Below are 24,278 nucleotides of genomic sequence, written 5' to 3'. Positions count from 1 at the left end.
TTTTCATGGGCAGCTAAGGTCCTTTGTATCTTAAACAGGAGTAGAGATTGAGATGAGTATTCGAGTAATTATTGCTGGTTTTAAGGGGAGAATGGGCCAATCTGCTTGTCAGATGGTTTTGTCTGATCCTGAACTTGAACTAGTAGCAGTTTTAGATCCTTTTGAGTCTGCATCTGACTGGCAGGGAATTCCAGTATTCAATGATAAGAATGACTTGGCAGATTTTGAGGCAGATGTATGGGTGGACTTTACAACACCAGCTGTTGCCTATGAGAATACACGCTTTGCTCTTGAAAATGGCTTTGCTCCAGTAGTTGGAACAACAGGTTTCACTAGTCAAGAGATTGAAGAACTAAAAGAATTTTCTCGTTCTAAAAACTTGGGTGGCTTGATTGCTCCTAACTTTGCTTTGGGTGCTGTCTTGCTCATGCAATTTGCGGCACAAGCTGCAAAATACTTCCCAAATGTAGAGATTATTGAGCTTCACCATGACAAGAAAAAAGATGCTCCGAGCGGAACAGCTATCAAAACAGCGGAATTGATGGCAGAAGTTCGTGAGTCTATCCAACAAGGTGCTAGTGATGAGGAAGAACTCATTTCAGGTGCACGTGGAGCTAACTTTGATGGTATGCGAATCCACTCAGTCCGTTTGCCAGGTTTGGTAGCTCATCAGGAAGTTATATTTGGAAATCAGGGAGAAGGATTGACTTTACGTCATGACTCCTATGATCGTAGCTCCTTCATGACAGGGGTGAATTTGGGAATCAAAGAAGTTGTCAAGCGTCATGAGCTTGTCTATGGATTAGAACACTTATTATGAGATTAACACAAATGCCTTCTGAATTTCAGAAGGCTTTACCAGTATTAGAAAAAATTAAAGAAGCAGGCTATGAAGCCTATTTTGTTGGGGGATCTGTTAGGGATGCCCTGCTCGATCGTCCCATCCATGATGTGGATATTGCGACATCATCTTATCCAGAGGAGACCAAGCAGATTTTTCCACGGACAGCTGACATTGGCATTGAGCACGGAACAGTTTTGGTTTTAGACGGAGATGAAGAGTACGAAGTCACCACTTTTCGAACAGAGGATGTCTATGTAGACTACCGTAGACCAAGTTCAGTTTCTTTTGTTCGTTCGTTAGAAGAGGACCTCAAACGCCGTGATTTCACAGTCAATGCCTTTGCCTTGGATGAGATGGGAAAAATCATTGATTTGTTCGATGGTTTGAGAGATCTAGAAAATCAAGTTTTACGAGCAGTTGGTGTAGCTAGTGAGCGTTTCAACGAAGATGCTTTGCGGATTATGCGTGGCTTTCGTTTCCAAGCTAGTCTTGGTTTTGAACTCGAGCAAGAAACCTTTGAGGCTATGAAAGATTTGACGCCACTCCTAGAAAAAATCTCTGTGGAGCGTACTTTTGTTGAATTTGATAAACTTCTACTAGCTCCTCATTGGCGAGTAGGTCTGTCTTCTATGATTGCAAGTAAAGCTTATGATTATCTTCCGGATATGGCTGGTAGTCAGGAGAACCTCCAATCTTTATTTGACTTAGATGCTGATTTTACCTTTGAATCTTCTGAACAAGCCTGGGCTGCACTTTTATGGGTTTTAGAAGTGGAAGATGCTCAACAATTTTTGAAACATTGGAAAACTTCGCGTCAATTCGCTAAGCAAGTTCAAGATTTACTTACGATCTTAAAACTTCGTGAAGAAGGGGAACTAAGCAAGCGTGATTGTTACCGTTTTGATCTAGATTTGCTTTTACAGGCTGAAAATCTTCGTCAGGCTCAAGGAAAAGAAGTCAATCCACAGGCTATCGAAGAGACTTACCACAGCTTAACCATCCATGATAAAAAAGAAATTCAAATCAATGGTGGGATTCTCATCAAGGAATACGGCTATCAGCCAGGACCAGAAATGGGAGAAATTTTAGCAGAGATTGAGTATGCTATTGTGGATGGAGATTTGGAAAATAACTTGGAAGCTATTCATACCTACTTGGGGGAGAAAAAATGAGTGATTTTATTGTTGAAAAACTAAGTAAATCCGTTGGAGACAAGACTGTCTTTAAGGATATTTCCTTTATCATCCATGACTTGGATAGAATCGGTCTTATCGGTGTCAACGGAACTGGGAAAACAACCCTTCTAGATGTGCTTTCAGGTGTTTCAGGTTTTGATGGCGATATTAGCCCTTTTTCAGCAAAGAGTGATTACAAGATTGGCTATTTGACCCAAAATCCCGATTTTGATGATAGCAAGACTGTCTTGGATACTGTTCTATCGAGCGATTTGAAAGAAATCCAGTTGATCCGTGAGTATGAATTGATCATGTTCAACTACAGTGAGGATAAGCAAGCCAGTTTGGAACGGGTTATGGCGGAGATGGATTCTCTCCAAGCTTGGGAAATTGAGAGTCAGGTCAAGACCGTTCTCAGCAAGTTGGGAATTCAGGATTTATCAATTCCAGTTGGAGCTCTTTCGGGTGGATTGCGAAGACGGGTTCAGTTGGCCCAAGTTCTGCTAGGAAATCACAATCTTTTGCTTTTGGATGAACCAACCAACCACTTGGATATTGCCACCATTGAGTGGCTGACCCTCTTTTTGAAAAATTCCAAGAAGACCGTCCTCTTTATCACCCACGACCGTTACTTCCTAGATGCGCTTTCGACGCGAATTTTCGAGTTAGACCGAGCTGGTTTGACAGAATATCAGGGTAATTATCAGGACTATGTTCGCCTCAAGGCTGAACAGGATGAGCGCGATGCAGCTCTTCTTCACAAAAAAGAGCAACTTTATAAGCAGGAATTGGCCTGGATGCGCAGACAACCACAGGCTCGTGCAACCAAGCAACAAGCACGTATCAATCGATTCCATGACTTGAAAAAGGAGGTTTCTGATACTAGTGTTGAGACAGACTTGAGCATGAATTTTGAAACCAGCCGTATCGGTAAAAAGGTCATCGAGTTTAAGGATGTTTCCTTTGCCTATGACGACAAACAGATTTTGCAAGATTTTAACCTTTTGGTTCAAGCCAAAGACCGTATCGGAATTGTTGGGGACAACGGTGTTGGAAAATCAACTCTGCTCAATCTGATTGCAGGAAGTCTTGAGCCGACAGCAGGTCAAGTTGTGATTGGGGAAACGGTTCGCATCGCCTATTTCTCTCAACAAATCGAAGGCTTGGATGAGAGTAAGCGGGTTATCAACTATCTGCAGGAAGTGGCAGAAGAGGTTAAGACCAGTGGTGGCTCTACGACTTCAATCGCTGAGTTACTAGAACAATTTCTCTTCCCGCGTTCAACACACGGTACTTTGATTGAGAAGCTATCAGGTGGAGAGAAGAAACGTCTCTACCTCCTCAAGTTACTATTGGAAAAACCCAATGTTCTCCTCTTGGATGAGCCGACTAATGACCTAGACATTGCGACCTTAACTGTTCTAGAAAATTTCTTACAAGGTTTTGCAGGTCCAGTCTTGACCGTTAGTCACGACCGTTATTTCCTTGATAAGGTGGCGACTAAGATCCTTGCCTTTGAGAATGGCACCATCCGTCCCTTCTTTGGCAACTATACCGATTATCTGGATGAAAAGGCCTTCGAAGCAGAAGCGACAAGTCAAGTTCAAAAGGTTGAGAAAGAAAAAGTTGTCAAAGTCCGTGAAGAAAAGAAACGCATGACCTACCAAGAAAAGCAGGAGTGGGCAAGTATTGAAGGCGATATCGAAAACTTGGAGAACCGTATTTCTGAGATTGAAGAAGAGATGCAGGCAAATGGCTCTGACTTTGGCAAGCTAGCTACCCTTCAAAAAGAGCTGGACGAAAAGAATGAAGCCTTGCTTGAAAAATATGAACGCTATGAATATTTAAGTGAGTTAGCTTAATGGAAGAAAAAATCATCAAATGGAGCAGCAAGAAAATCATCTGGAATATTTCTCTCTGCTTAGTTGAGTTAGCTTTTCTTCTTTGGATCCTATCTTTTATGATGACCTATCCCAAGGAGGCACCTGTGGGATTGGTGGCATTAAGACTCTTTATCTTATTCTTAATCATCATTGTTGGATGGATTTTGTATGAACGCTTGCGACTTCTTTTTTCAGATAAAGAGTATTTGAAATGTACGTCTCAAGGTTTTTTCTATAAGCCACATCCTAAAAAAGATTGGCAGTTTTATTCTTGGGGGCAGGTAGAAACGTTTTCTCTTATGAGAATCAAGGGTGGAAGAAGTTCGAGGAATTTTTATACTATTGAAGTTCATTTTTATGACAAGGATTTTATAAAAACCAACTCTTTATGGAATCGTTTACGAAGTAGATTTTCGACTACAAAGCAATCAAATGTTTTGAAAATCCCAATCTACTTGCTGGATGTCGGTTTACCGCGAAGAGTCTTTGAAACCATGTCCTACTTTGAGCGAGAGTGGCGTATCGAACAAAATCGTCAACTCAATCAAAAATCTAAAAGCAAAAAGAAGGAAAGATTTCATTAAACGAGCAATAGTTACAGATTTAATTAGAAGCCTTGGACTCAGTTTCCAGGGCTTCTTTCTATTTCTCTTTTCTAAGATTTATGGTATAATAGGGAGTAAAAACTTAAAAAGAAAGAAAAACTATGAACTTAAAAGATTACATTGCAAGTATTGAAAATTATCCACAAGAAGGAATTACATTCCGTGATATCAGCCCTTTGATGGCTAACGGCAATGCCTACAGCTACGCTGTTCGTGAAATTGTTCAATATGCTACTGACAAAAAGATTGATATGATCGTAGGACCAGAAGCGCGTGGATTTATCGTTGGATGTCCAGTTGCTTTTGAGTTGGGAATCGGTTTTGCACCTGTGCGTAAACCAGGAAAATTGCCACGCGAAGTGATATCAGCTGACTATGAAAAAGAATATGGTGTTGATACTTTGACTATGCACGCAGATGCTATCAAACCAGGACAACGTGTTCTGATCGTAGATGACCTCTTGGCAACAGGTGGTACTGTTAAGGCTACAATCGAAATGATTGAAAAATTGGGTGGAGTCGTAGCAGGTTGCGCCTTCTTGATCGAACTTGATGAGCTTAAAGGTCGTGAAGCTATCGGAGATTACGACTACAAGGTGCTTATGCATTATTAATGAAAAACAGTCCCTAGGGCTGTTTTCTCTTCATCTGATATAAAAAAAGGCTATATCTAGTTAGAGAAAAACTATAATTGAAAACTATATCTTCTTACAGTATAATAAAGGGAAGGACTTTCGTCAGCTGATTTTTTCACTTGATGACTGTATGTTCACTTGAGCCTAAACTTGATACAGTAAGGAGATTTCCATGCCGATTCGAATAGATAAAAAATTACCAGCAGTTGAGATTTTACGAACGGAAAATATTTTCGTCATGGATGACCAGCGGGCGGCTCATCAGGATATTCGACCACTGAAAATTCTGATTTTAAACTTGATGCCACAGAAGATGGTTACAGAGACTCAGCTTTTACGACATTTAGCTAATACTCCTTTGCAGTTAGATATTGATTTCTTATATATGGAAAGTCATCAGTCGAAAACAACTCGTTCTGAACATATGGAGACTTTTTATAAGACCTTCTCGGAAGTTCAAGACCAGTATTTTGATGGCTTGATTATCACAGGAGCACCAGTTGAACATCTCCCTTTTGAAGAAGTGGACTATTGGGAGGAATTTACTCAGGTCATCGATTGGTCAAAGACTCATGTCTTTTCAACCCTGCATATTTGCTGGGGAGCACAGGCTGGCCTCTACTATCGTTACGGCGTAGATAAACACCAGATGGCTCAAAAACTTTCGGGAATTTATCCTCAGGATGTTTTAAAAGAAGGTCATCTTTTACTGAGAGGCTTTGATGATTTGTATGTGTCTCCCCATTCTCGTCACACAGAAATTCTCAAAGAAGACATTGTAAATAAAACAAATTTAGAGATCTTAGCATCTGGAAAAGAAGTGGGAATCTCTATCCTTGCAAGCCGAGATTTAAGAGAAGTTTATAGCTTTGGGCATTTGGAGTATGATCGTGATACGCTAGCCAAGGAATATTTTAGAGATCTAGATGCTGGTTTAGATCCCCATATACCAGAAAATTATTTCAAAAATGATGACATCCATGAACTTCCTTGTATGCGTTGGAGTTCCTCAGCAGCTCTCTTTTTCAGTAACTGGGTAAATTATGCAGTTTACCAAGAAACGCCTTTTGAGTGGAAGAGTGCAGAAGAAGATGTGTCTCATTTTGGATATTTATAAGAGGAATTATGACATATTTAGATGCTTTCAAATCAGGGAATTTGGTCTTACCAAGTGCTCTGCTCTTAAACTACAATCAACTTTTCTCATCAAGCGATGATTTCTTAGTTTGGCAATTCTTTTATCTACAAAATACAACAGCCTTAGGGGAATTGTCCCCAAGCCAAATTGCTGAGAAAATAGGCAAGCAAGTCTATGAAGTCAATCAAGCAATTTCACGCTTGACCGAAAAAGGCTTACTCCAATATCGTACTATTGAACTCAATGGAGAAATAGAAGTTATTTTTGATGCGACTTTGGCTTTAGAGCGCTTAGACCAACTTTTTGAAAAGCAAGAACCAAACCAAGCGCTACTCGTTAAAAATGATTTGAAAGACTTGGTGGAAACCTTCCAACAAGAACTAGGGCGTCTCTTGAGTCCTTTTGAGATCGAAGATTTAGAAAAGAGTTTGAAAGAAGACGGAACCAGTGCGGACCTGATCAAAGAGGCCCTACGTGAGGCCGTTTTGAATGGAAAACCAAATTGGAAGTATATCCAAGCTATCCTACGAAACTGGCGTCATGAAGGCATTAAGAGTGTAGTACAGGTAGAGGCGAAGCGTCAGGAGAGAGAAGCGACTAATCCTCAAAATGTTCAAGTTTCTGCAGATTTTCAAAATGCTATGGATCTTTGGAAAGACCAATTTTAAGTATTGATAATAGAAAAAATGCCTACAGGCTAGAAAGAAAATCTAGCTTGTGGGCATTTTTTGTGTGTTTTATACTCAATGAAAATCAAAGAGCAAACTAGGAAGCGAGCCGCAGGTTGCTCAAAACACCGTTTTGAGGTTGTGGATAGAACTGACGAAGTCAGTAACACATATACGGCAAGGAGAAGCTGACGTGGTTTGAAGAGATTTTCGAAGAGTATTAATTGATTAGTTAGCCAGTCCCCAGACGCTAAGAGAGCGTTCTGTAACTGGGAAATCTCCATAACCTTCAGCATTGATGGTTACTTGGTCAGGATGGTTACCAAGCAAATCAACAAAGGTTTGGTCAGCCCATTCTTGACCGACGAACATGGTTTTGGAGTTTGCTTGGCCATTAGAAATCACGATGGCAAGTGGTGATTGATTGTCAGCTCCTGAACGGACCCAACCGATACAATTAGGGTCATCAAAGTAGTCGGTTTGCTCTCCATAAGCCAACTCTTTTCGGATAGCTAGCAAACGGTCAAGAACATCTTTGAAATCTTGCTGAGCATATTGACCAGAAATACCATAGTAGTCTCCATAAAAGACACATGGGAGCCCCTGCTCTCGCAAAAGAATGAGGGCGTAGGCTGCTGGTTTAAACCATTCTTCAACAGTGGATTCAAGAGCTTGGCCACGTTGAGTATCATGGTTATCGACAAAGGTTACAGCTCGGTCTGGATTGAGTTGTACTAGACTATCCTCAAAGATGGCTGTCAAATCATAGTCTTCTCCAGCCTTGCTTGCTTCAAAGAAATTTTGGTGAAGGCGAACATCGACAAGATCAAAGCGTTCTTCAATTTTTTCAAGGTAGTCCAGATTTGCTTCCTTGTCTGGATTCCAGAATTCTCCAAAGACATAGAAATCTTGGCCATATTTTTCTTTGATATCGCGAATGAAATTGCGCATAAAGAAAGAGTCAATGTGTTTGACTGCATCCAAACGGAAACCAGTTACACCAGTTGTTTCCATAAACCAATCTGCCCAATCGTAGATATTTTTTATCACTTCAGGATGTTTGAAATCTAGATCGGCATACATGAGATAGTCGTAATTGCCATTCTCATTGTCGACTAATTCCTCATGAGCCCAGCCTTTGTTGTCTCCCTGTATCAGATAGATTCCAGATTTACGGCGTTTAGCATCGTAGTCAGTTCCAGTAAAGTGGTACCAGTGCCAGTGGAAGTCATTGTAGGTATTTTGTCGTCCATCAAAAGTAAAACCAGTCCAGCCATTGATGGTAAAAGGTTCTCCTAGTTCCACAGTTCGATCTTCTGGATCCACTTCGATAACTTGAAAAGATTCTAAATGGTCAGCGGCTGCCTTATGATTTAAGACGATATCAGCCATTGGTTGAATCCCATGAGATTTTAAAGTTTGGATGGCATGAAGATAGTCTTCCTTAAAGCCATACTTAGTACGTACAGTACCCTTCTGATTAAATTCTCCAAGGTCAAACAAGTCATAGACGCCATAACCAACATCTTTTTCATTTGTTGCTTTAAAAGCAGGTGGCATCCAAATGTGACTAATGCCTAAGTTAGCTAGGTGTTCAGCGTCGTCAGCTAGGCGCATCCAGTGTTTTCCATCGTGGGATAGATACCATTCAAAATATTGCATTAAGGTTTGATTTTTCATAGTTTATCCTCTTACTTACAGTGTTGAGAATTATTGTAGCATAAAGTCAGCTTCTGCGCAAACGTTTGCGCTCAAATTAAACTCTTAAAATTTTATGTCTATTTTTCAACTAGAAGTGTTGAAATATATAAAATAAAAATAGTAGGACTAATGGGAGGAAAAATTCTCTCAGATAGGGCAAGATGATGGATAAATCAATAGTTTCTATTTTGTGAATTGTCATAAAATTTGTTATAATAGTATTTATGAATAAAGTATTCGTCAGTAGACGTGTTGAAAAAAAACTAAACCAAGGTCTAGTACTTTTGGAGGAAATTGATTTTCCAGAACTATCTGAAACTGATCAAGAAGTCGAGTTATTGAGTCAAAACAAGCAGTTTTTGGGCAAGGCCTATTTATCTCGTCAAAATAAGGGGATTGGTTGGTTTGTAACGAAACAGAAGCTTTCTTTTAACCAAAAATTCTTTGAAAGTTTGTTTGAAAAAGCCAAACAAAGACGTTCTGTTTACTATCAAGATGAGTTGACAACTGCCTTTCGTTTGTTTAATCAAGAAGGCGATGGTTTTGGTGGAATGACTTTGGATCTTTATGGAGATTATGTTGTTTTTTCTTGGTATAACTCCTATATCTATGGACTTCGCCAACAGATTTTAGCAGCTTTTGCTCAGGTTTTCCCTGAAGTCTTAGGTGCCTATGAAAAGATTCGTTTTAAAGGTCTAGACTATGAGTCTGCCCATATCTATGGTCAAGAAGCACCAGAAAATTTTACAGTTCTTGAGAATGGAGTCTTGTACCAAGTCTTTATGAATGATGGTCTTATGACAGGGATTTTCTTGGATCAGCATGAAGTTCGTGGTAGCTTGGTTGATGGTTTAGCCATGGGCAAGTCCTTGCTAAATATGTTTTCCTATACAGCAGCCTTCTCAGTTGCTGCAGCTATGGGGGGAGCTAGTGAAACAACCTCTGTAGACCTAGCCAAACGTTCAAGAGAACTATCAGAAGCTCATTTTCATGCCAATGGACTCAGTCTTGACAGTCATCGTTTCATTGTTATGGATGTCTTTGAATACTTTAAATACGCTAAACGTAAGGGCTTATCTTATGATGTGATCGTTCTTGATCCACCTAGTTTTGCCCGTAATAAAAAGCAAACTTTCTCTGTAGCTAAGGACTATCACAAGTTGATTTCCCAGAGTTTAGAGATTTTAAATCCGGGAGGTATGATCATTGCTAGCACCAATGCTGCCAATGTTTCCCGTCAAAAATTTATAGAACAAATCGACAAAGGATTCGCAGGAAGAAAATATCAGGTTCTTCAAAAGTATGGACTTCCAGCAGACTTTGTCTACAATGAAAAAGATGAAAGTAGTAATTACCTCAAGGTGATTAGCATGAAGGTAACTAAATGAAATTAGTCGTTTCAGTAATGCCAAAGAGTTTGGAAGAGGCGCAAGGAATCGATGCCATGCGGTATATCGATGCTGATATCATTGAGTGGCGTGCCGATTTTCTACCAAAGGAAGCTATTTTACAGGTAGCTCCAGCTATTTTTGAAAAATTTGCAGGTCGCGAACTCCTCTTTACCCTACGAACTCGTGCTGAGGGAGGAGAGATAGATTTGGATTCAGCAGAGTATGTCCAAATTATCAAAGATGTAGCTCAACTCTATCAACCAGAATATATTGATTTTGAGTATTTTTCTCACAAGGATGTTTTTGAAGAGATGCTTGATTTTCCAAATCTAGTCTTGAGTTATCATAACTTTCAAGAAACTCCAGAGAATATGATGGAAATCTTATCCGAGCTAACCAGTCTAACTCCGAAAGTGGTTAAAGTATCGGTTATGGCTCAAACAGAACAAGATGTATTGGACCTTATGAACTTTACACGTGGTTTTAAAACATTGAACCCAGAACAAGAATATGTGACGATTTCTATGGGGAAAGTGGGTAAGGTTTCTCGTGTCACTTCAGATGTGACAGGTTCTAGCTGGTCTTTTGCAAGTCTGGACGAAGCCAGTGCTCCAGGACAGATTTCACTTTCTAGCATGAAAAAAATTCGGGAGATACTAAATGAAGATTGATGGCTACACACGTTTAGCAGCTGTAGTCGCCAATCCTATCAAACACTCCATTTCACCCTTCATTCACAATCAAGCTTTTGAAGCAACTCATACCAATGGTGTCTATGTAGCTTGGGAAGTAGAAGCGACTGACTTGGCAGAAACAGTTGCAAATGTTCGTCGCTATCAGATGTTTGGGATCAATCTTTCCATGCCTTACAAGGAGCAGGTGATTTCTTATCTGGACCAGTTGAGTGAAGAAGCTCGGTTGATTGGTGCTGCCAATACAGTGGTGAATCGAGAGGGAACTTTAATCGGATATAACACAGATGGCAAGGGATTCTTTAAGAGCTTGCCTTCTTTTAAAATATCTGGGAAAAGAATGGTATTGTTAGGATCAGGCGGTGCAGCCAAGGCAATTTTGGCGCAGGCAATCTTGGATGGAGTCAGTCAAGTTTCTGTCTTTGTACGTTCGGCTTCAATAGAAAAAACAAGACCTTACTTAGAAAAACTACAAAATGAAACAGGGTTTAAAGTAGATTTATTTGCTCTAGAAGATGTTTCTGAACTGCAAGCAAGGATAATTGATTCGGATTTACTGGTAAATGCGACTAGTGTTGGCATGGATGGAGTATCTCTGCCAATCCCAGCAAGTGTCCTTTTACCAGAGAAGCTTTTGGTAGCTGATGTGATTTATCAACCCTTTGAGACACCATTTTTAAATTGGGCAAGAAACCAGGGCAATCATGCTGTTAATGGTCTGGGCATGTTGCTTTACCAAGCAGCTGAAGCTTTTCAGTTATGGACCGGCAAGGAAATGCCAACCGATCAAATCTGGAAATTACTAAAACAAAAGTATCAAAAATGAAAAAAGGAGAACTGCTATGAAAATCAAAATAGACCTTCCCCACCATCCTTATGATATTCAGATTGAAAAAGGATGCCTGTCTCAAGCAGGAAAATGGTTGAGGGAACTTTGGCAACCACAAAAAGTCGTTATCATTACCGATAACCATGTGGCTTCTCTCTATGCAGAAAAAGTAAAATTGAGCTTAGAGGATGCTGGTTTTCAAGTGGCAGTTTTTGACTTTCTAGAGGGGGAAGAGCGAAAAAATCTAACCACGGTTCAAAAGGCTTATGAATTTCTAGTTAAGCAAGACTTGACTCGCAGTGACGGAATTGTAGCTTTAGGTGGTGGTGTAGTTGGTGATTTGGCTGGCTTTGTAGCCTCAACCTATATGCGAGGTATTCACTTTGTTCAAATTCCGACTAGCTTGACAGCTCAAGTTGACTCTTCAATCGGGGGTAAGACAGGAGTGAATACTCCTTTTGCCAAGAATATGGTGGGAACTTTTGCCCAGCCAGATGGTGTTTTGATTGACCCAAACGTTCTTGAAACCTTAGGGAAGAGAGAATTGATTGAAGGAATGGGTGAAGTCATCAAGTATGGCTTAATTGAAGATCCAGAACTCTGGGACTTATTATCTGAAATGGATGGTTCTGTAGAGAGTATTTTGGAGCATTCAGAAAGTTTGATTGAGCATTCTTGCCAGGTCAAGCGAAAGATGGTAGTTGAGGATGAATTGGACAATGGCATTCGTCTGTATCTCAACTTTGGTCATACAATCGGTCATGCTATTGAAGCAACTGCTGGTTATGGACGTGTCATGCATGGTGAGGCAGTAGCGATGGGAATGGTTCAGGTTTCTAAGGTAGCAGAACAAAAAGGCCTTATGCCAGCTGGAATCACTCAGTCTATCCGAGAAATGTGTCAGAAATTTGGCCTTCCTGTTGATTATGAAAACTGGGACCTTGATAAGCTTTATCAGGCTTTGACTCACGATAAAAAAGCGCGTGGCAATACTTTGAAATTAGTCTTGGTACCAGAACTTGGTTCAGCAAGGATTCACCCAGTTTCTCTCGAAGAAATGAAAGATTACCTAGTAAAATAAGGAGAATGTATGAGATATTTAACAGCAGGAGAATCACATGGTCCTCGTCTGACAGCAATTATTGAAGGAATTCCAGCAGGACTGCCTTTGACTGCAGAAGATATCAATGAGGATCTTAAACGTCGCCAGGGTGGATATGGACGTGGTGGTCGTATGAAGATTGAAAGTGACCAAGTTGTCTTTACTTCTGGTGTTCGCCACGGGAAGACGACAGGGGCTCCCATTACCATGGATGTCATTAACAAAGACCATCAAAAATGGCTAGATATCATGTCTGCTGAGGATATTGAGGATAAACTTAAAAGTAAACGAAAAATCACACATCCTCGCCCAGGTCACGCTGACTTGGTAGGAGGTATCAAATACCGCTTTGATGATTTGCGAAATTCTCTGGAACGTTCATCTGCCCGTGAAACAACTATGCGGGTTGCAGTTGGGGCAGTAGCCAAGCGGCTTTTAGCTGAACTTGATATTGAAATTGCTAACCATGTTGTTGTTTTTGGTGGCAAGGAAATCGATGTTCCAGAAAACTTAACAGTCGCAGAGATTAAAAAACTAGCTGCCCAGTCAGAAGTTTCTATCGTCAACCAAGAACGTGAGCAGGAGATCAAGGATTATATTGATCAGATTAAACGTGATGGAGATACCATTGGTGGAGTTGTTGAAACGGTTGTCGGTGGCGTTCCGGTTGGTTTGGGTTCTTATGTTCAATGGGATCGCAAACTAGATGCAAGGCTAGCTCAAGCAGTTGTTTCAATCAACGCCTTTAAGGGTGTGGAGTTTGGACTTGGTTTTAAAGCAGGTTATCTCAAGGGCAGCCAAGTCATGGATGAAATTCTCTGGTCACCAGAAGATGGCTATACTCGTCGTACTAATAATCTCGGAGGTTTCGAAGGTGGTATGACCAATGGCCAACCGATTCTTGTTCGTGGGGTTATGAAACCAATTCCGACTCTCTACAAGCCGTTGATGAGTGTCGATATTGAAACCCATGAGCCTTATAAGGCAACGGTGGAGAGAAGTGATCCAACCGCTCTTCCAGCAGCAGGTGTTGTTATGGAAGCAGTCGTAGCAACAGTCTTGGCTCAAGAAATTCTAGAGAAATTTTCTTCTGATAATCTGGAAGAATTAAAAGAAGCTGTTGTGAAACATCGGGAGTATACAAAGAATTATTAAGGAGTTCTTATGGCAAAAACCATCTATATCGCAGGACTAGGTTTGATTGGTGCTTCCATGGCACTCGGAATCAAGCGAGATCATCCTGATTATGAAATTTTAGGATACAATCGTAGTCAAGCGTCTAGAGATATTGCCTTGGAGAGAGGAATGATTGACCGAGCGACGGATGACTTTGTCAGTTTTGCTCCACTTGCAGATGTCATCATTCTTACCTTGCCAATCAAGCAAACCATTGCTTTTTTACAAGAATTAGCAACTTTGGAACTAAAAGAAGGTGTCATTATTTCTGATGCTGGTTCAACCAAATCAGCTATTGTGAATGTAGCGGAGGAGAATTTTGCTGGTAAGCCTGTTCGCTTTGTAGGGGCTCATCCTATGGCAGGGAGTCATAAGACAGGAGCGGCTTCTGCCGATGTTAATCTTTTTGAAAATGCCTACTATATCTTCACACCTTCGAGTCTAACAACCCAGGATACGCTCGAAGAAATGAAGGACTTGCTGTCAGGTCTTCACGCTCGTTTCATTGAAATCGATGCTACAGAGCATGACCGAGTAACTTCTCAGATCAGTCATTTTCCGCATATCTTAGCATCAAGCTTGATGGAACAAACTGCTAGTTATGCCGAAGAACATGGGATGGCACGACGTTTTGCGGCGGGTGGTTTCAGGGATATGACTCGAATCGCCGAAAGTGAGCCAGGCATGTGGACTTCTATCCTCTTATCCAATCGAGAGACCATTATTGAACGTATCGAGGATTTCAAGGGGCGTTTGGATGAGATAGGTCAAGCAATCAGTAGGGGTGATGAAAATCAAATCTGGAATTTTTTCAACCAAGCGCGGGAGCAACGCCAAGCTATGGAAATCCATAAACGTGGAGGAGTAGATAGCTCATTTGACCTCTATGTCGATGTTCCCGATGAGGAAGATGTTATCTTGCGCATCTTGGAATTGCTACGTGGAACTTCCTTGGTCAATATCCATATCAATGAGGAAAACCGTGAGGATGTTCACGGGATTCTACAAATTTCCCTTAAGAATGCTCAGGATTTAAAACGTGCTGAGCAAGTCATTACAGAAAATACAAATTACACAGTCGTTATTAAATAAGGAGGACAATTATGTCAAATATTTATGATAGTGCAAATGAACTTAGTCGTGGACTACGTGAGTTGCCTGAATACAAGGCGGTTAAGGAAGCTAGAGATGCTATCCAAGCAGATGCAGAAGCTAGCAAGATTTTTGCAGATTATATTGCTTTTCAGCATGAAATCCAAGTCATGGCCCAAACTGGTCAAATGCCCGACGCTTCTTTCCAAGAAAAAATGGAAAGCTTTGGTAAGCAGATTCAAGGCAACTCTCTTTTATCAGCCTTCTTTGCCAAACAGCAACAACTTTCTATCTACCTTTCTGATATTGAAAAAATTGTTTTTGAACCAATTTCAGAACTTTTAAAATAAGAATTCACCTCATAAAGTCAGGAATTTTTAAGAAATTTCTGACTTTTTATGATAAAATAAGAAAAAGTATTGTCAGTATGAGGTCTAGTATGAAGTTAAAAACAAACATTAACCATTTGAATGGTAGTATTCGAGTACCAGGGGATAAGTCTATCAGTCATCGCTCTATCATTTTTGGGAGCTTAGCTGAGGGCGAGACCAAGGTTTATGATATCTTACGTGGTGAGGATGTTTTGTCAACTATGCAAGTTTTTCGCGACCTCGGCGTTGAGATTGAGGACAAGGACGGTGTCGTTACCATTCAAGGTGTCGGGATGGATGGATTGAAAGCCCCTAAGAACGCTCTCGATATGGGGAATTCTGGGACCTCTATTCGTTTGATTTCAGGTGTACTTGCTGGTGCAGACTTTGAAGTAGAGATGTTTGGAGATGACAGTCTTTCCAAACGTCCTATGGACCGTGTGACCCTTCCTTTGAAAAAAATGGGAGTTAGCATTTCTGGTCAGACAGAGCGAGACTTGCCACCGTTACACTTAAAAGGAACAAAAAACTTAACACCTATTCATTATGAATTGCCGATTGCCTCTGCTCAAGTTAAGTCAGCCTTGATTTTTGCAGCTTTGCAGGCTCAGGGTCAGTCTGTCATCATTGAGAAGGAGTGCACTCGTAATCATACAGAAGATATGCTGCGTCAATTTGGCGGAGACTTGAGTGTCGATGGTAAGAAAATCACAGTCCAAGGGCCACAGAAACTAAGTGGGCAAACTGTTGTCGTACCTGGAGATATTTCTAGTGCAGCCTTTTGGTTAGTCGCAGGTTTGATTGTTCCAAATTCTCGTGTGGTGCTTAAGAATGTTGGTATTAATGAAACACGTACAGGGATTATTGATGTTATCCGTGCTATGGGTGGGAAATTGGATCTTACTGACATTGACCCAATTGCTAAGTCTGCAACTTTGACTGTTGAGACGTCAGACCTAAAAGGAACTGAGATTGGCGGAGCCTTGATTCCGCGCTTAATTGATGAATTGCCAATTATCGCCCTTCTTGCTACCCAAGCTCAAGGTCAAACGGTTATCAAAGATGCAGAAGAACTCAAGGTTAAAGAAACGGATCGTATTCAAGTTGTCGCAGACGCTTTAAATAGCATGGGAGCAGCTATTACTCCTACAGCAGACGGCATGATTATCAAAGGGAAATCTGCTCTCCATGGAGCCAGAGTCAATACCTTTGGTGACCACCGTATCGGCATGATGACAGCCATTGCAGCACTCTTAGTTGCAGATGGAGAGGTCGAATTGGACCGTGCAGAAGCTATTAACACAAGCTACCCAAGCTTCTTTGATGATTTGGAGACCTTGATTCATGGCTAAGGTTTTACTTGGATTTATGGGTGCAGGAAAATCTACTATTGCTAGAGGATTAGATCCTGACTTTGTAGACATGGATGCCTTACTTGAAGAACGCTTGGGGATGCCGATTGCTCGTTTCTTTGAAGAAAAAGGAGAAGCAGCTTTTCGTCAGTTAGAAGAAGAAGTCCTAGCTGATTTGCTAAAGACAGATCAAGTCGTGTCAACTGGGGGAGGAGTAGTCATTTCTCCGCGTAATCGTGCCTTGCTCAAGCAAAATCCAGACAACATCTACCTTAAAGCAGATTTTGAGACCCTGTACCAGCGAATTTCAGCTGATAAGGACAATCAACGCCCACTATTTTTAAAGAATAGCAAGGAAGAATTGCTTGCAATTTTTAACGAAAGACAGGCTTGGTATGAGGAAGTGGCTAGTAAAGTTATCGATGTGTCCAAGCTAAGTCCAGAGGAAATTATAGAGGAATTGACATGAAAATTGCCTATCTAGGTCCCAAAGGATCTTTTTCGCACCATGTGGTGCAAACGGCTTTTCCTCATGAGGAACTAGAGCCTTTTTCAAATATTACGGACGTTATCAAGGCTTACGAACAGGGCTTAGTAGACTTTTCAGTGGTGCCAGTTGAAAATTCTATTGAAGGTAGTGTTCATGAAACCTTGGATTATCTTTTCCACCAGGCTCGAATTCAAGCTGTGGCGGAGATTGTACAGCCAATTCATCAACAGTTGATGGCGGTGCCAGGGCAAGTTAAAATTGAGAAAATCTTTTCTCATCCGCAGGCCTTGGCACAGGGGAAGAAATTTATTGATGAGCATTATCCAGATGCGCAACTAGAAGTCACTGCCAGTACAGCCTACGCTGCCCGCTATGTTTCCGAGCATCCAGATCAGCCTTTTGCTGCCATTGCTCCAAGAAGCTCTGCTGAAGAATATGGTCTAGAATTGATTGCGCAAGATATCCAAGAAATGGAAGCCAATTTCACTCGTTTTTGGGTGTTGGGTGCAGAGTTGCCACAGATTCCTTTACAAGATGCAACTGAAAAAATGAGCCTAGCAGTGACCTTGCCAGACAATTTACCTGGTGCACTTTACAAGGCACTCTCGACCTTTGCTTGGCGAGGGATTGACTTAACCAAGATAGAAAGTCGTCCCCTAAAAACAGTCTTGGGAGAATATTTTTTTATCATTGATGTGGACTATGCTGATAAAGAACTGGTCCATTTTGCTCAAAAAGAACTAGAAACGATTGGAATCCAGTATAAAATACTAGGAGCTTACCCTATCTATACCATACAGGATAAAGGGAAGGAGAAGGAATGACTAGAGAGAATCCTTTGACACATCATGAAAAACTGAGATATGACTATCTTTTGAAAAACATTCATTATTTGAATGAGAAAGAAAAGAGAGAATTTGCCTTTTTACAAGCCAAGTTAGAAGGTCAAAAAGATTCATCAGAAGTTTTCAATCCAGAAGCCAAAGAACAACTTCTTTCAGACTCTGGTATCAACCTGCCAACCTATGCTAATCGTAGTCGTTCTAGTCGCCGTAGTAGTGGAAATCAACTGGAAACGAAGATTCCAAAAGCTAAGAAGCAAAAGAAAAAAAGAGGTTTTCGTTTTAAACGCTTATTTGCTTGGTTAGGGATGATATTGCTTTGTGTAGCAGTAGGAATGATCGTCATGTTCTTAAAAGGCTTCCAATCGGCGAACCCTAATAGTTCAAATGGGCCCAAAGATGCCAAAGCTGCTCAGGTTGAAGTCTTCAATGGACAAGATACGCGTGATGGGGTTAATATTCTGATTTTGGGTACGGATGGCCGTATTGGACAGAATAGTGCAGAAACACGGACAGATTCCATTATGGTTTTGAATGTAAGTGGCAAGGATAAAAAATTGAAGCTCGTTAGCTTTATGCGTGATAACCTGGTCTATATTGATGGGTATAGCCAAGTCATCAATGGTCAAAAACAGACAGACCATAAATTAAACTTGGCCTATGAATTAGGGGAACAAGAAGGTAAACAAGGAGCTGAAATGGTCCGCAAGGTGCTCAAGGATAATTTTGATCTGGACATCAAATATTATGCCCTTGTCGATTTCCAAGCCTTTGCAACAGCCATTGATACGCTTTTCCCTGATGGTGTGACCATTGATGCTCAGTTTTCAACTCTAAATGGGGTCCCAGTTACAGAAGCGACTGTAGGCGATGACTTGCACGCAACGGAAACTGAGTCACCGACTCAAACCATTCGAGCTGGGAAACAACAGATGAATGGGTCGACTCTTCTCAACTATGCACGTTTCCGTGATGATGATGAGGGGGACTATGGCCGTACTCGTAGACAGCAACAAGTCATGACTGCTGTTTTACAACAAATTAAAGATCCGACAAAACTTTTCACTGGTTCGGAAGCTCTTGGTAAAGTATTCGCCATGACCTCCACAAACCTTCCATATACCTTCTTATTGACCAATGGCTTATCAGTCCTTGAAGGTGCGCAGAATGGTATTGAAAGATTGACAGTCCCAGAACTTGGAGACTGGGTAGACGACTTTGACGTATACGGCGGTCAATCCCTTCGAGTGGATCAAAAAGCTTACCAAAATAAATTGGCCCAAATGGGATTTAGATAACATGTAAAATGAATCAGAGCTTGAGGTACCTATGAAAATGGGTATCGTGGGCTTTGATTTTTCACATGGTCAGATGGATTTATAAACTATTTTTATGGTATAATAGAATGATGTATTCTATAGAAGAGGAAGAGAATGAGATGAGTGATTTAAAGGCAATTCAAGCTCGTAGCCTAGAGATGGCTGAATATTTTGTCGCCTTTTGTAAAGAACACAATTTACTCTGTTATTTGTGTGGTGGAGGAGCTATTGGAGCTCTACGAAATAAAGGTTTTATCCCTTGGGATGATGATTTAGACTTCTTTATGCCTCGCAAGGATTATGAAAAACTAGCAGAGCTATGGCCTCGTTATGCGGACGAGCGTTACTTCCTGTCAAAAAGTGATAGAGACTTTGTTGACCGCAACCTCTTTATCACTATTCGAGATAAGGAGACGACTTGTATCAAGCCTTATCAACAAGATTTGGATCTACCACACGGCTTGGCCTTGGATGTTCTTCCCTTGGACTACTACCCTAAAAACCCAGCTGAACGTAAGAAACAGGTACGTTGGGCTTTGATTTATTCTCTCTTTTGTGCACAAACCATTCCAGAAAAGCACGGAGCTCTCATGAAGTGGGGCAGCACGATTTTATTAAGGTTAACTCCTAAAGCCCTTCGCTATCGTATCTGGAAAAAGGCTGAGAAAGAAATGACCAAGTATGGACCAGCTGAAAGTGATGGCATCACAGAGTTATGCTCAGGTCCAGGTTACATGAAGAAGAAATACCCAATTCAAGCCTTTGCAGATAACATTTTCTTACCTTTTGAAGGAACAGAAATGCCTATTCCAGTTGGTTATGATGCCTATCTCAGCACAGCTTTTGGTGACTACATGACACCACCACCAGCTGACAAGCAAGTGCCGCACCACGATGCCCTTATAGCAGATATGGATAAGAGTTATAGAGAATATATGGGAGAATACAATGCAAGAAAAAATTAGTATTATAGTTCCAGTATACAATGTCGAAAAATATCTTGAACGATGTGTTGAGTCAATCATAAAGCAGAATTATACCAATTTTGAATTGCTTCTTATAAATGATGGTTCGACAGATCAGAGTGGTGCCTTGTGCGATCAGTTGGCATCTAAAAATGAAAATATCAAAGTTTTTCATATTAAGAATGCAGGAGTCTCGAATGCTAGAAATATAGGTATTCAACATTCAAGAGGAGAATGGATTACTTTTATTGATAGTGATGATTTTATTACACCAGATTATTTAGAAACTTTAATAAGTGTAGTTGATAGTGACGATTCTATCGGATTTAGTATAGCACGTCTCCATCATATAAAAAATGGTCAAATTACAGAACTACCAGTTTTTTCAGGAAAGGCAGAGAAGTGGTCGACAGAGCAGACAATGAGAGAATTATTGATGACAACTCGGACTTCTTTTTTCCCTGTTGCAAAATTGTTTAAAAGAGGGGTTATTTCAGGTTTTATATTCAATACAGACTATCATTTGGCTGAGGATGCATTGTTTTTAACAGAAGTTTTATTAAAAACCAAATGTACAAGCGTATTTATTGATAAACCAATCTACTATTATGATCATCGACAGGGGAGTGCGACAACTTCTGTCAACAATCATGTATTTGATACCATAGAGGTCTATAAGATTATTATTTCTGAAGTTTTTCAAATATTTCCACAACTAAAAACTGAATTAGTGAACAGGGAGTGTTGGTCCTATATCACTGTGTACGATAAAATAATCTTTACGGATCCTAGTCAATATCGAACAGAGAAAAATACGTTGAGAAAGTGGATTATTAATCATTTATCTGAGATATTAAAAGATCCTTATTTTACTAATTTTCGAAAAATAGCCGTTTTGTCGCTCCTTGTTTCTCCATGGATCTATAGACAAATTGTCGGCTTGAATTAATAATGTCATTTAAAGGAGTTGAAGATGAATTTTTCAAAAACAATTGAAAGCTTTGAAAAATCAAAACTGTGGATTTCATATCTTTTTGTTTTTATTTCGATTTTAAGTATGAGTTCGCTAATTTATAAAGTAACCAATCCGATTTATAAAGGGCTTTCAGCAATTGTTGTTCTTTCTATTTGTTTAACTTTATTTTTAAATTGGAAACGAATAGAGATAGATAAGAAGTTTCTTTCACTATTTGGTCTTTTAGTAGGCAGTCACTTTTTATCAGCACTCGTTAATCGTTCTGGACACCTGTTCGGAAATATGGTTGAAATTTTCTTTATGCTAACTTATGTTTTGTTATTTACCATGGTAAAACCAGAGCAGTTAAGGAAGTTATTAGGATTGATTGCAGGAACCATACAGATTGTCTCATTTACTTCGGCCTTATTTGCTTTTGGTTTATTACTTTCAAGAGTTTTAATATTATTTAAAATTGGAGAACAATCCTATTATTATGGTGTTATGAATGGACGCTTATGGGGAATTGTTAATCCAAATGCAAGTGCTATTTTCTCATACATTAGTATAGTTTTTGCTATGTATTTAATTCATAAGGGGAGTAAATACTCTGTTTATCTTAAAATTAATAATGTCATTCAGTTAGTTTATTTTGCAACTATGCAGAGTAGGGGAGCTCTTTTATCAGTTATTCTAATGCTAGTATTCTATTGTCTTTTTATTTCTAGAGGAAAATTACTCAAAAAATGGCTTACTTTTCTAGTAGCTAGTATCTTACTCACAGGTAGCAATATTGGTATTAGTTATGTAACTTCGGTATATATTTCAGCAGCCAAGGCAACTGTAATTGACTTAAATAAAGGCAAATCATATTCAGAGACAGATTCGGACGTAGCCAAGAAAAACGGGGAACTTCATTTAATTGAGACGACACCAAGTGGTCGTACATATATTTGGAAAAATGCAATCAAAATGGGAAGTGCAAAACCCCTATTTGGCTATGGTGTTCGAAACGTATCCGATTATTACACAAAATATTTTAGTAAATTTGAAATTACAAACTCACTTATTGGAGGTAATTTTCACAATATCTTTGTTACCATTTTTGTGAGTTCTGGATTCTTAGGTCTCTCTTCTTTCATACTCATCATTGCTTATGTAAGTTTCCGCTTTGTTTCTTACTTGATTAAATCAAAGAGAAATAGTGAAAAACTAGTCATGATTCTATTCTTTGGAATATTATTTGGACAATTGTTTGAAAGTCAGATCATGTATTCAACCAACTTCATCAACATCATTTTCTGGTTAGTGGTAGGATATGGTCTAATGATCTGTGAAAAAGAAAATAACATTCGTTACAAGGAAGTAACTGATATTTCTGAAATTCAACAGATGGAGTTAGGAATCATGGAGTATATCCATGAAGTGTGTCATAAAATTGGTGTCAAATATTTCTTGTCCTATGGTAGCTTAATTGGTGCAGTTCGTCACCAAGGTTTTATTCCATGGGATGATGATATGGACATTTGTATGTTACGAGACGATTATGAAAAATTACAAGATTATCTGATTGCACATCCAGACGAGCGATACGAAGTCATGTCTTATAAAAATAATGTCAATTATGTCTATCCTTTCATGAAGATTCAAGACAATCAGACTTACTTAGTTGAAGAGGATGTGCGAATTGATTCGAATATGGGTATCTATGTAGATATTTTCCCTGTAGATGGTTATGAAGATGATCAGGCGTTTAAGGATAAAATGACTAAAATCATCAAGAAACGCCAGTTAAGTTGTTATACATTCAAAGGAATTACGAATACTAAAAGTGTAGTCAATTCAATGATCCGCTATATTTCTGTTATTATCTTTTATTTCACTAACACAAATAAGTATGTTTCTCAGATTGATGAATTAGCTAAATCCAGAAAAGTAGAAGATTATGAATTGGTGGACTATGTTGTCTATAAGGATATGAATAAGCCCGTTTGGAAACGTGAATGGTTAGAACAAGTTGAAGCTGGTAGCTTTGAAGGTAAGGAATTTATGATTCCAAAACATTATCATGAAATTTTAACTTCAGATTATGGAAATTATATGCAGTTACCACCAGTTGAGCAACAAGTTTCGCATCATGACTTCAAATTGTGGAAGATTACTGAAAACCAATAGATTATTATTTAAACAAAGAAGTAGAGATTAGGAGTGACAAATAATGTCTGAAAAAATCTTAAGCCTTGAAGAAATCAAGCAAGTTGAGCTTGGTATCCTAGAGTACTTACATGAGATATGTGAAAAACACGATATCAAATATTTTATCGATTTTGGAACTTTATTAGGAGCCGTTCGTCATAAGGGTTTTATTCCTTGGGATGATGATACAGACATTTCGTTAGCTAGAGATGAATTTGAAAAGTTATACGCTGTTCTAAAAAATGATAACCACCCATACTATAAGTTGATTTCTTTTAGAGAAACTAAGGGATATCCATATAGTTATATGCGTGTTTACGATATTCGAACAAGGAGAGACTCGAATCTTTTAGATCCAAGTGTTGTTCTTGGAACTTGTGTAGATGTCTTCCCGTACGATGGTCTTGTTACAGATGAACAAGATCGTAAGAAAATGAAACTTTACAAACAATTAATTCGTCTATCGTCTTTAAACTTTAAGGGAATTAAGTACGAAAACGGAGGGATTAAAAATCTTCCTCGCTATATTGCTTCAACGATATTCAGATTTACATCTCCTCAATTCTGGAATCAAAAACTTGAACAACTTGCTTTAAAATACAGTGTTGAAAATTCTTCAGACTTAGTTTGTTCGACTTATGACTCTTACTATCCAGCTGGTATTAAAACAGAATGGTTGTATGATACAATTGATATGCCATATGAAAATTTAATCCTAAAAGTACCGAGAAGATATCATGAGATTCTTGTCTATGAGTTTGGTAAAGAGTATATGACTCCACCTCCTGTTGACAAACAAATTCCAGGAAATGAAAAGAATTATTGGATTGATTAACAAAATAGTATAAAATTAATTA

At 39.4% G+C, this 24,278-nt stretch carries 23 protein-coding genes; 22 read left to right on the top strand and 1 reads right to left on the bottom strand.

What is annotated here, in order from left to right:
• Positions 1–52: 52 nt before the first annotated feature.
• From dapB to O3633_RS03760, 7 genes are all read left to right on the top strand, one after another.
• A complete protein-coding gene (dapB, locus tag O3633_RS03790; protein WP_371620432.1) occupies positions 53–820 on the top strand; it encodes a 4-hydroxy-tetrahydrodipicolinate reductase in 768 nt (255 codons plus the stop codon).
• Positions 817–2,016, top strand: coding sequence for a CCA tRNA nucleotidyltransferase (locus O3633_RS03785; RefSeq protein ID WP_371620431.1), 1,200 nt, complete (start codon positions 817–819; stop codon positions 2,014–2,016). Before dapB ends, O3633_RS03785 begins: the two co-directional genes overlap by 4 nt.
• On the top strand, positions 2,013–3,881 hold the full coding sequence (locus O3633_RS03780; RefSeq protein WP_371620430.1) for an ABC-F family ATP-binding cassette domain-containing protein: 1,869 nt from the start codon (positions 2,013–2,015) through the stop codon (positions 3,879–3,881). The genes O3633_RS03785 and O3633_RS03780 overlap by 4 nt, the downstream gene beginning before the upstream one ends.
• Entirely contained in the window at positions 3,881–4,486 is a 606-nt protein-coding gene (locus tag O3633_RS03775; protein ID WP_371620429.1) for a hypothetical protein, read from the top strand. Before O3633_RS03780 ends, O3633_RS03775 begins: the two co-directional genes overlap by 1 nt.
• 122 nt (positions 4,487–4,608) lie before the next feature.
• On the top strand, positions 4,609–5,121 hold the full coding sequence (locus O3633_RS03770) for an adenine phosphoribosyltransferase (protein WP_001049312.1): 513 nt from the start codon (positions 4,609–4,611) through the stop codon (positions 5,119–5,121).
• Between the two features lie 193 nt (positions 5,122–5,314).
• Positions 5,315–6,259, top strand: a complete 945-nt coding sequence (metA, locus tag O3633_RS03765; RefSeq protein ID WP_001122704.1) for a homoserine O-acetyltransferase MetA — start codon at positions 5,315–5,317, stop codon at positions 6,257–6,259.
• An 8-nt stretch (positions 6,260–6,267) separates the two neighbouring features.
• Positions 6,268–6,948, top strand: a complete 681-nt coding sequence (locus O3633_RS03760) for a DnaD domain-containing protein (protein WP_371620428.1) — start codon at positions 6,268–6,270, stop codon at positions 6,946–6,948.
• Between the two features lie 228 nt (positions 6,949–7,176).
• Here the strand turns inward: O3633_RS03760 and O3633_RS03755 are convergent, their stop codons facing one another.
• Positions 7,177–8,628 carry an alpha-amylase gene (locus tag O3633_RS03755; RefSeq protein ID WP_371620427.1) on the bottom strand — a complete coding sequence of 484 codons (1,452 nt, stop codon included), beginning with the start codon at positions 8,626–8,628 and terminating at the stop codon, positions 7,177–7,179.
• Positions 8,629–8,873: 245 nt separating this feature from the next.
• Between O3633_RS03755 and O3633_RS03750 the strand changes: the two genes are divergently transcribed.
• From O3633_RS03750 to O3633_RS03680, 15 genes are all read left to right on the top strand, one after another.
• Positions 8,874–10,037, top strand: a complete 1,164-nt coding sequence (locus O3633_RS03750) for a class I SAM-dependent rRNA methyltransferase (protein WP_371620426.1) — start codon at positions 8,874–8,876, stop codon at positions 10,035–10,037.
• The gene (gene aroD, locus O3633_RS03745) at positions 10,034–10,711 is read left to right on the top strand and encodes a type I 3-dehydroquinate dehydratase (RefSeq protein WP_371620425.1); all 678 of its coding nucleotides are present in this window, start codon (positions 10,034–10,036) and stop codon (positions 10,709–10,711) included. Before O3633_RS03750 ends, aroD begins: the two co-directional genes overlap by 4 nt.
• Entirely contained in the window at positions 10,701–11,558 is an 858-nt protein-coding gene (locus O3633_RS03740; RefSeq protein WP_371620424.1) for a shikimate dehydrogenase, read from the top strand. The genes aroD and O3633_RS03740 overlap by 11 nt, the downstream gene beginning before the upstream one ends.
• A 16-nt stretch (positions 11,559–11,574) precedes the next feature.
• Positions 11,575–12,642 (top strand): 3-dehydroquinate synthase, encoded by a 1,068-nt coding sequence (aroB, locus tag O3633_RS03735; RefSeq protein ID WP_371620423.1) that lies wholly within the window; start codon positions 11,575–11,577, stop codon positions 12,640–12,642.
• 9 nt (positions 12,643–12,651) lie between these two features.
• Complete coding sequence (gene aroC, locus O3633_RS03730; protein WP_371620422.1) at positions 12,652–13,818, top strand: chorismate synthase; 1,167 nt, start codon at positions 12,652–12,654, stop codon at positions 13,816–13,818.
• Positions 13,819–13,827: 9 nt separating this feature from the next.
• The gene (locus tag O3633_RS03725) at positions 13,828–14,931 is read left to right on the top strand and encodes a prephenate dehydrogenase (RefSeq protein ID WP_371620421.1); all 1,104 of its coding nucleotides are present in this window, start codon (positions 13,828–13,830) and stop codon (positions 14,929–14,931) included.
• 11 nt (positions 14,932–14,942) lie between these two features.
• Positions 14,943–15,281, top strand: coding sequence for a YlbF/YmcA family competence regulator (locus O3633_RS03720; RefSeq protein WP_045614159.1), 339 nt, complete (start codon positions 14,943–14,945; stop codon positions 15,279–15,281).
• Between the two features lie 89 nt (positions 15,282–15,370).
• Entirely contained in the window at positions 15,371–16,654 is a 1,284-nt protein-coding gene (gene aroA, locus O3633_RS03715; protein ID WP_371620420.1) for a 3-phosphoshikimate 1-carboxyvinyltransferase, read from the top strand.
• Entirely contained in the window at positions 16,647–17,123 is a 477-nt protein-coding gene (locus O3633_RS03710; protein WP_371620419.1) for a shikimate kinase, read from the top strand. Before aroA ends, O3633_RS03710 begins: the two co-directional genes overlap by 8 nt.
• Positions 17,120–17,968, top strand: coding sequence for a prephenate dehydratase (gene pheA / locus O3633_RS03705; protein ID WP_371620418.1), 849 nt, complete (start codon positions 17,120–17,122; stop codon positions 17,966–17,968). Before O3633_RS03710 ends, pheA begins: the two co-directional genes overlap by 4 nt.
• Positions 17,965–19,284, top strand: coding sequence for an LCP family protein (locus O3633_RS03700; RefSeq protein WP_371620417.1), 1,320 nt, complete (start codon positions 17,965–17,967; stop codon positions 19,282–19,284). The genes pheA and O3633_RS03700 overlap by 4 nt, the downstream gene beginning before the upstream one ends.
• A 140-nt stretch (positions 19,285–19,424) precedes the next feature.
• Positions 19,425–20,270: a LicD family protein gene (locus O3633_RS03695; protein WP_371620618.1), complete on the top strand. Its 846-nt coding sequence runs from the start codon at positions 19,425–19,427 to the stop codon at positions 20,268–20,270.
• Positions 20,254–21,219, top strand: coding sequence for a glycosyltransferase family 2 protein (locus O3633_RS03690; protein WP_371620416.1), 966 nt, complete (start codon positions 20,254–20,256; stop codon positions 21,217–21,219). Before O3633_RS03695 ends, O3633_RS03690 begins: the two co-directional genes overlap by 17 nt.
• Before the next feature lie 24 nt (positions 21,220–21,243).
• Positions 21,244–23,400 (top strand): O-antigen ligase family protein, encoded by a 2,157-nt coding sequence (locus O3633_RS03685; protein ID WP_371620415.1) that lies wholly within the window; start codon positions 21,244–21,246, stop codon positions 23,398–23,400.
• Positions 23,401–23,443: 43 nt separating this feature from the next.
• Positions 23,444–24,256, top strand: coding sequence for a LicD family protein (locus O3633_RS03680; RefSeq protein WP_371620414.1), 813 nt, complete (start codon positions 23,444–23,446; stop codon positions 24,254–24,256).
• Positions 24,257–24,278 lie beyond the last annotated feature (22 nt).

The organism is Streptococcus sp. 27098_8_22, from assembly GCF_041432415.1.
GTDB lineage: Bacteria > Bacillota > Bacilli > Lactobacillales > Streptococcaceae > Streptococcus > Streptococcus pseudopneumoniae_M.
The sequence above is the reverse complement of the archived record's forward strand: the minus strand, read 5'-3'. Positions and strand labels throughout refer to the sequence as shown.

Bases quoted from the DNA above. Each gene is read 5' to 3' on its own strand.
- dapB (WP_371620432.1), top strand. From the start codon at position 53: ATGAGTATTCGAGTAATTATTGCTGGTTTTAAGGGGAGAATGGGCCAA.
- O3633_RS03785 (WP_371620431.1), top strand. From the start codon at position 817: ATGAGATTAACACAAATGCCTTCTGAATTTCAGAAGGCTTTACCAGTA.
- O3633_RS03780 (WP_371620430.1), top strand. From the start codon at position 2,013: ATGAGTGATTTTATTGTTGAAAAACTAAGTAAATCCGTTGGAGACAAG.
- O3633_RS03775 (WP_371620429.1), top strand. From the start codon at position 3,881: ATGGAAGAAAAAATCATCAAATGGAGCAGCAAGAAAATCATCTGGAAT.
- O3633_RS03770 (WP_001049312.1), top strand. From the start codon at position 4,609: ATGAACTTAAAAGATTACATTGCAAGTATTGAAAATTATCCACAAGAA.
- metA (WP_001122704.1), top strand. From the start codon at position 5,315: ATGCCGATTCGAATAGATAAAAAATTACCAGCAGTTGAGATTTTACGA.
- O3633_RS03760 (WP_371620428.1), top strand. From the start codon at position 6,268: ATGACATATTTAGATGCTTTCAAATCAGGGAATTTGGTCTTACCAAGT.
- O3633_RS03755 (WP_371620427.1), bottom strand. From the start codon at position 8,628: ATGAAAAATCAAACCTTAATGCAATATTTTGAATGGTATCTATCCCAC.
- O3633_RS03750 (WP_371620426.1), top strand. From the start codon at position 8,874: ATGAATAAAGTATTCGTCAGTAGACGTGTTGAAAAAAAACTAAACCAA.
- aroD (WP_371620425.1), top strand. From the start codon at position 10,034: ATGAAATTAGTCGTTTCAGTAATGCCAAAGAGTTTGGAAGAGGCGCAA.
- O3633_RS03740 (WP_371620424.1), top strand. From the start codon at position 10,701: ATGAAGATTGATGGCTACACACGTTTAGCAGCTGTAGTCGCCAATCCT.
- aroB (WP_371620423.1), top strand. From the start codon at position 11,575: ATGAAAATCAAAATAGACCTTCCCCACCATCCTTATGATATTCAGATT.
- aroC (WP_371620422.1), top strand. From the start codon at position 12,652: ATGAGATATTTAACAGCAGGAGAATCACATGGTCCTCGTCTGACAGCA.
- O3633_RS03725 (WP_371620421.1), top strand. From the start codon at position 13,828: ATGGCAAAAACCATCTATATCGCAGGACTAGGTTTGATTGGTGCTTCC.
- O3633_RS03720 (WP_045614159.1), top strand. From the start codon at position 14,943: ATGTCAAATATTTATGATAGTGCAAATGAACTTAGTCGTGGACTACGT.
- aroA (WP_371620420.1), top strand. From the start codon at position 15,371: ATGAAGTTAAAAACAAACATTAACCATTTGAATGGTAGTATTCGAGTA.
- O3633_RS03710 (WP_371620419.1), top strand. From the start codon at position 16,647: ATGGCTAAGGTTTTACTTGGATTTATGGGTGCAGGAAAATCTACTATT.
- pheA (WP_371620418.1), top strand. From the start codon at position 17,120: ATGAAAATTGCCTATCTAGGTCCCAAAGGATCTTTTTCGCACCATGTG.
- O3633_RS03700 (WP_371620417.1), top strand. From the start codon at position 17,965: ATGACTAGAGAGAATCCTTTGACACATCATGAAAAACTGAGATATGAC.
- O3633_RS03695 (WP_371620618.1), top strand. From the start codon at position 19,425: ATGAGTGATTTAAAGGCAATTCAAGCTCGTAGCCTAGAGATGGCTGAA.
- O3633_RS03690 (WP_371620416.1), top strand. From the start codon at position 20,254: ATGCAAGAAAAAATTAGTATTATAGTTCCAGTATACAATGTCGAAAAA.
- O3633_RS03685 (WP_371620415.1), top strand. From the start codon at position 21,244: ATGAATTTTTCAAAAACAATTGAAAGCTTTGAAAAATCAAAACTGTGG.
- O3633_RS03680 (WP_371620414.1), top strand. From the start codon at position 23,444: ATGTCTGAAAAAATCTTAAGCCTTGAAGAAATCAAGCAAGTTGAGCTT.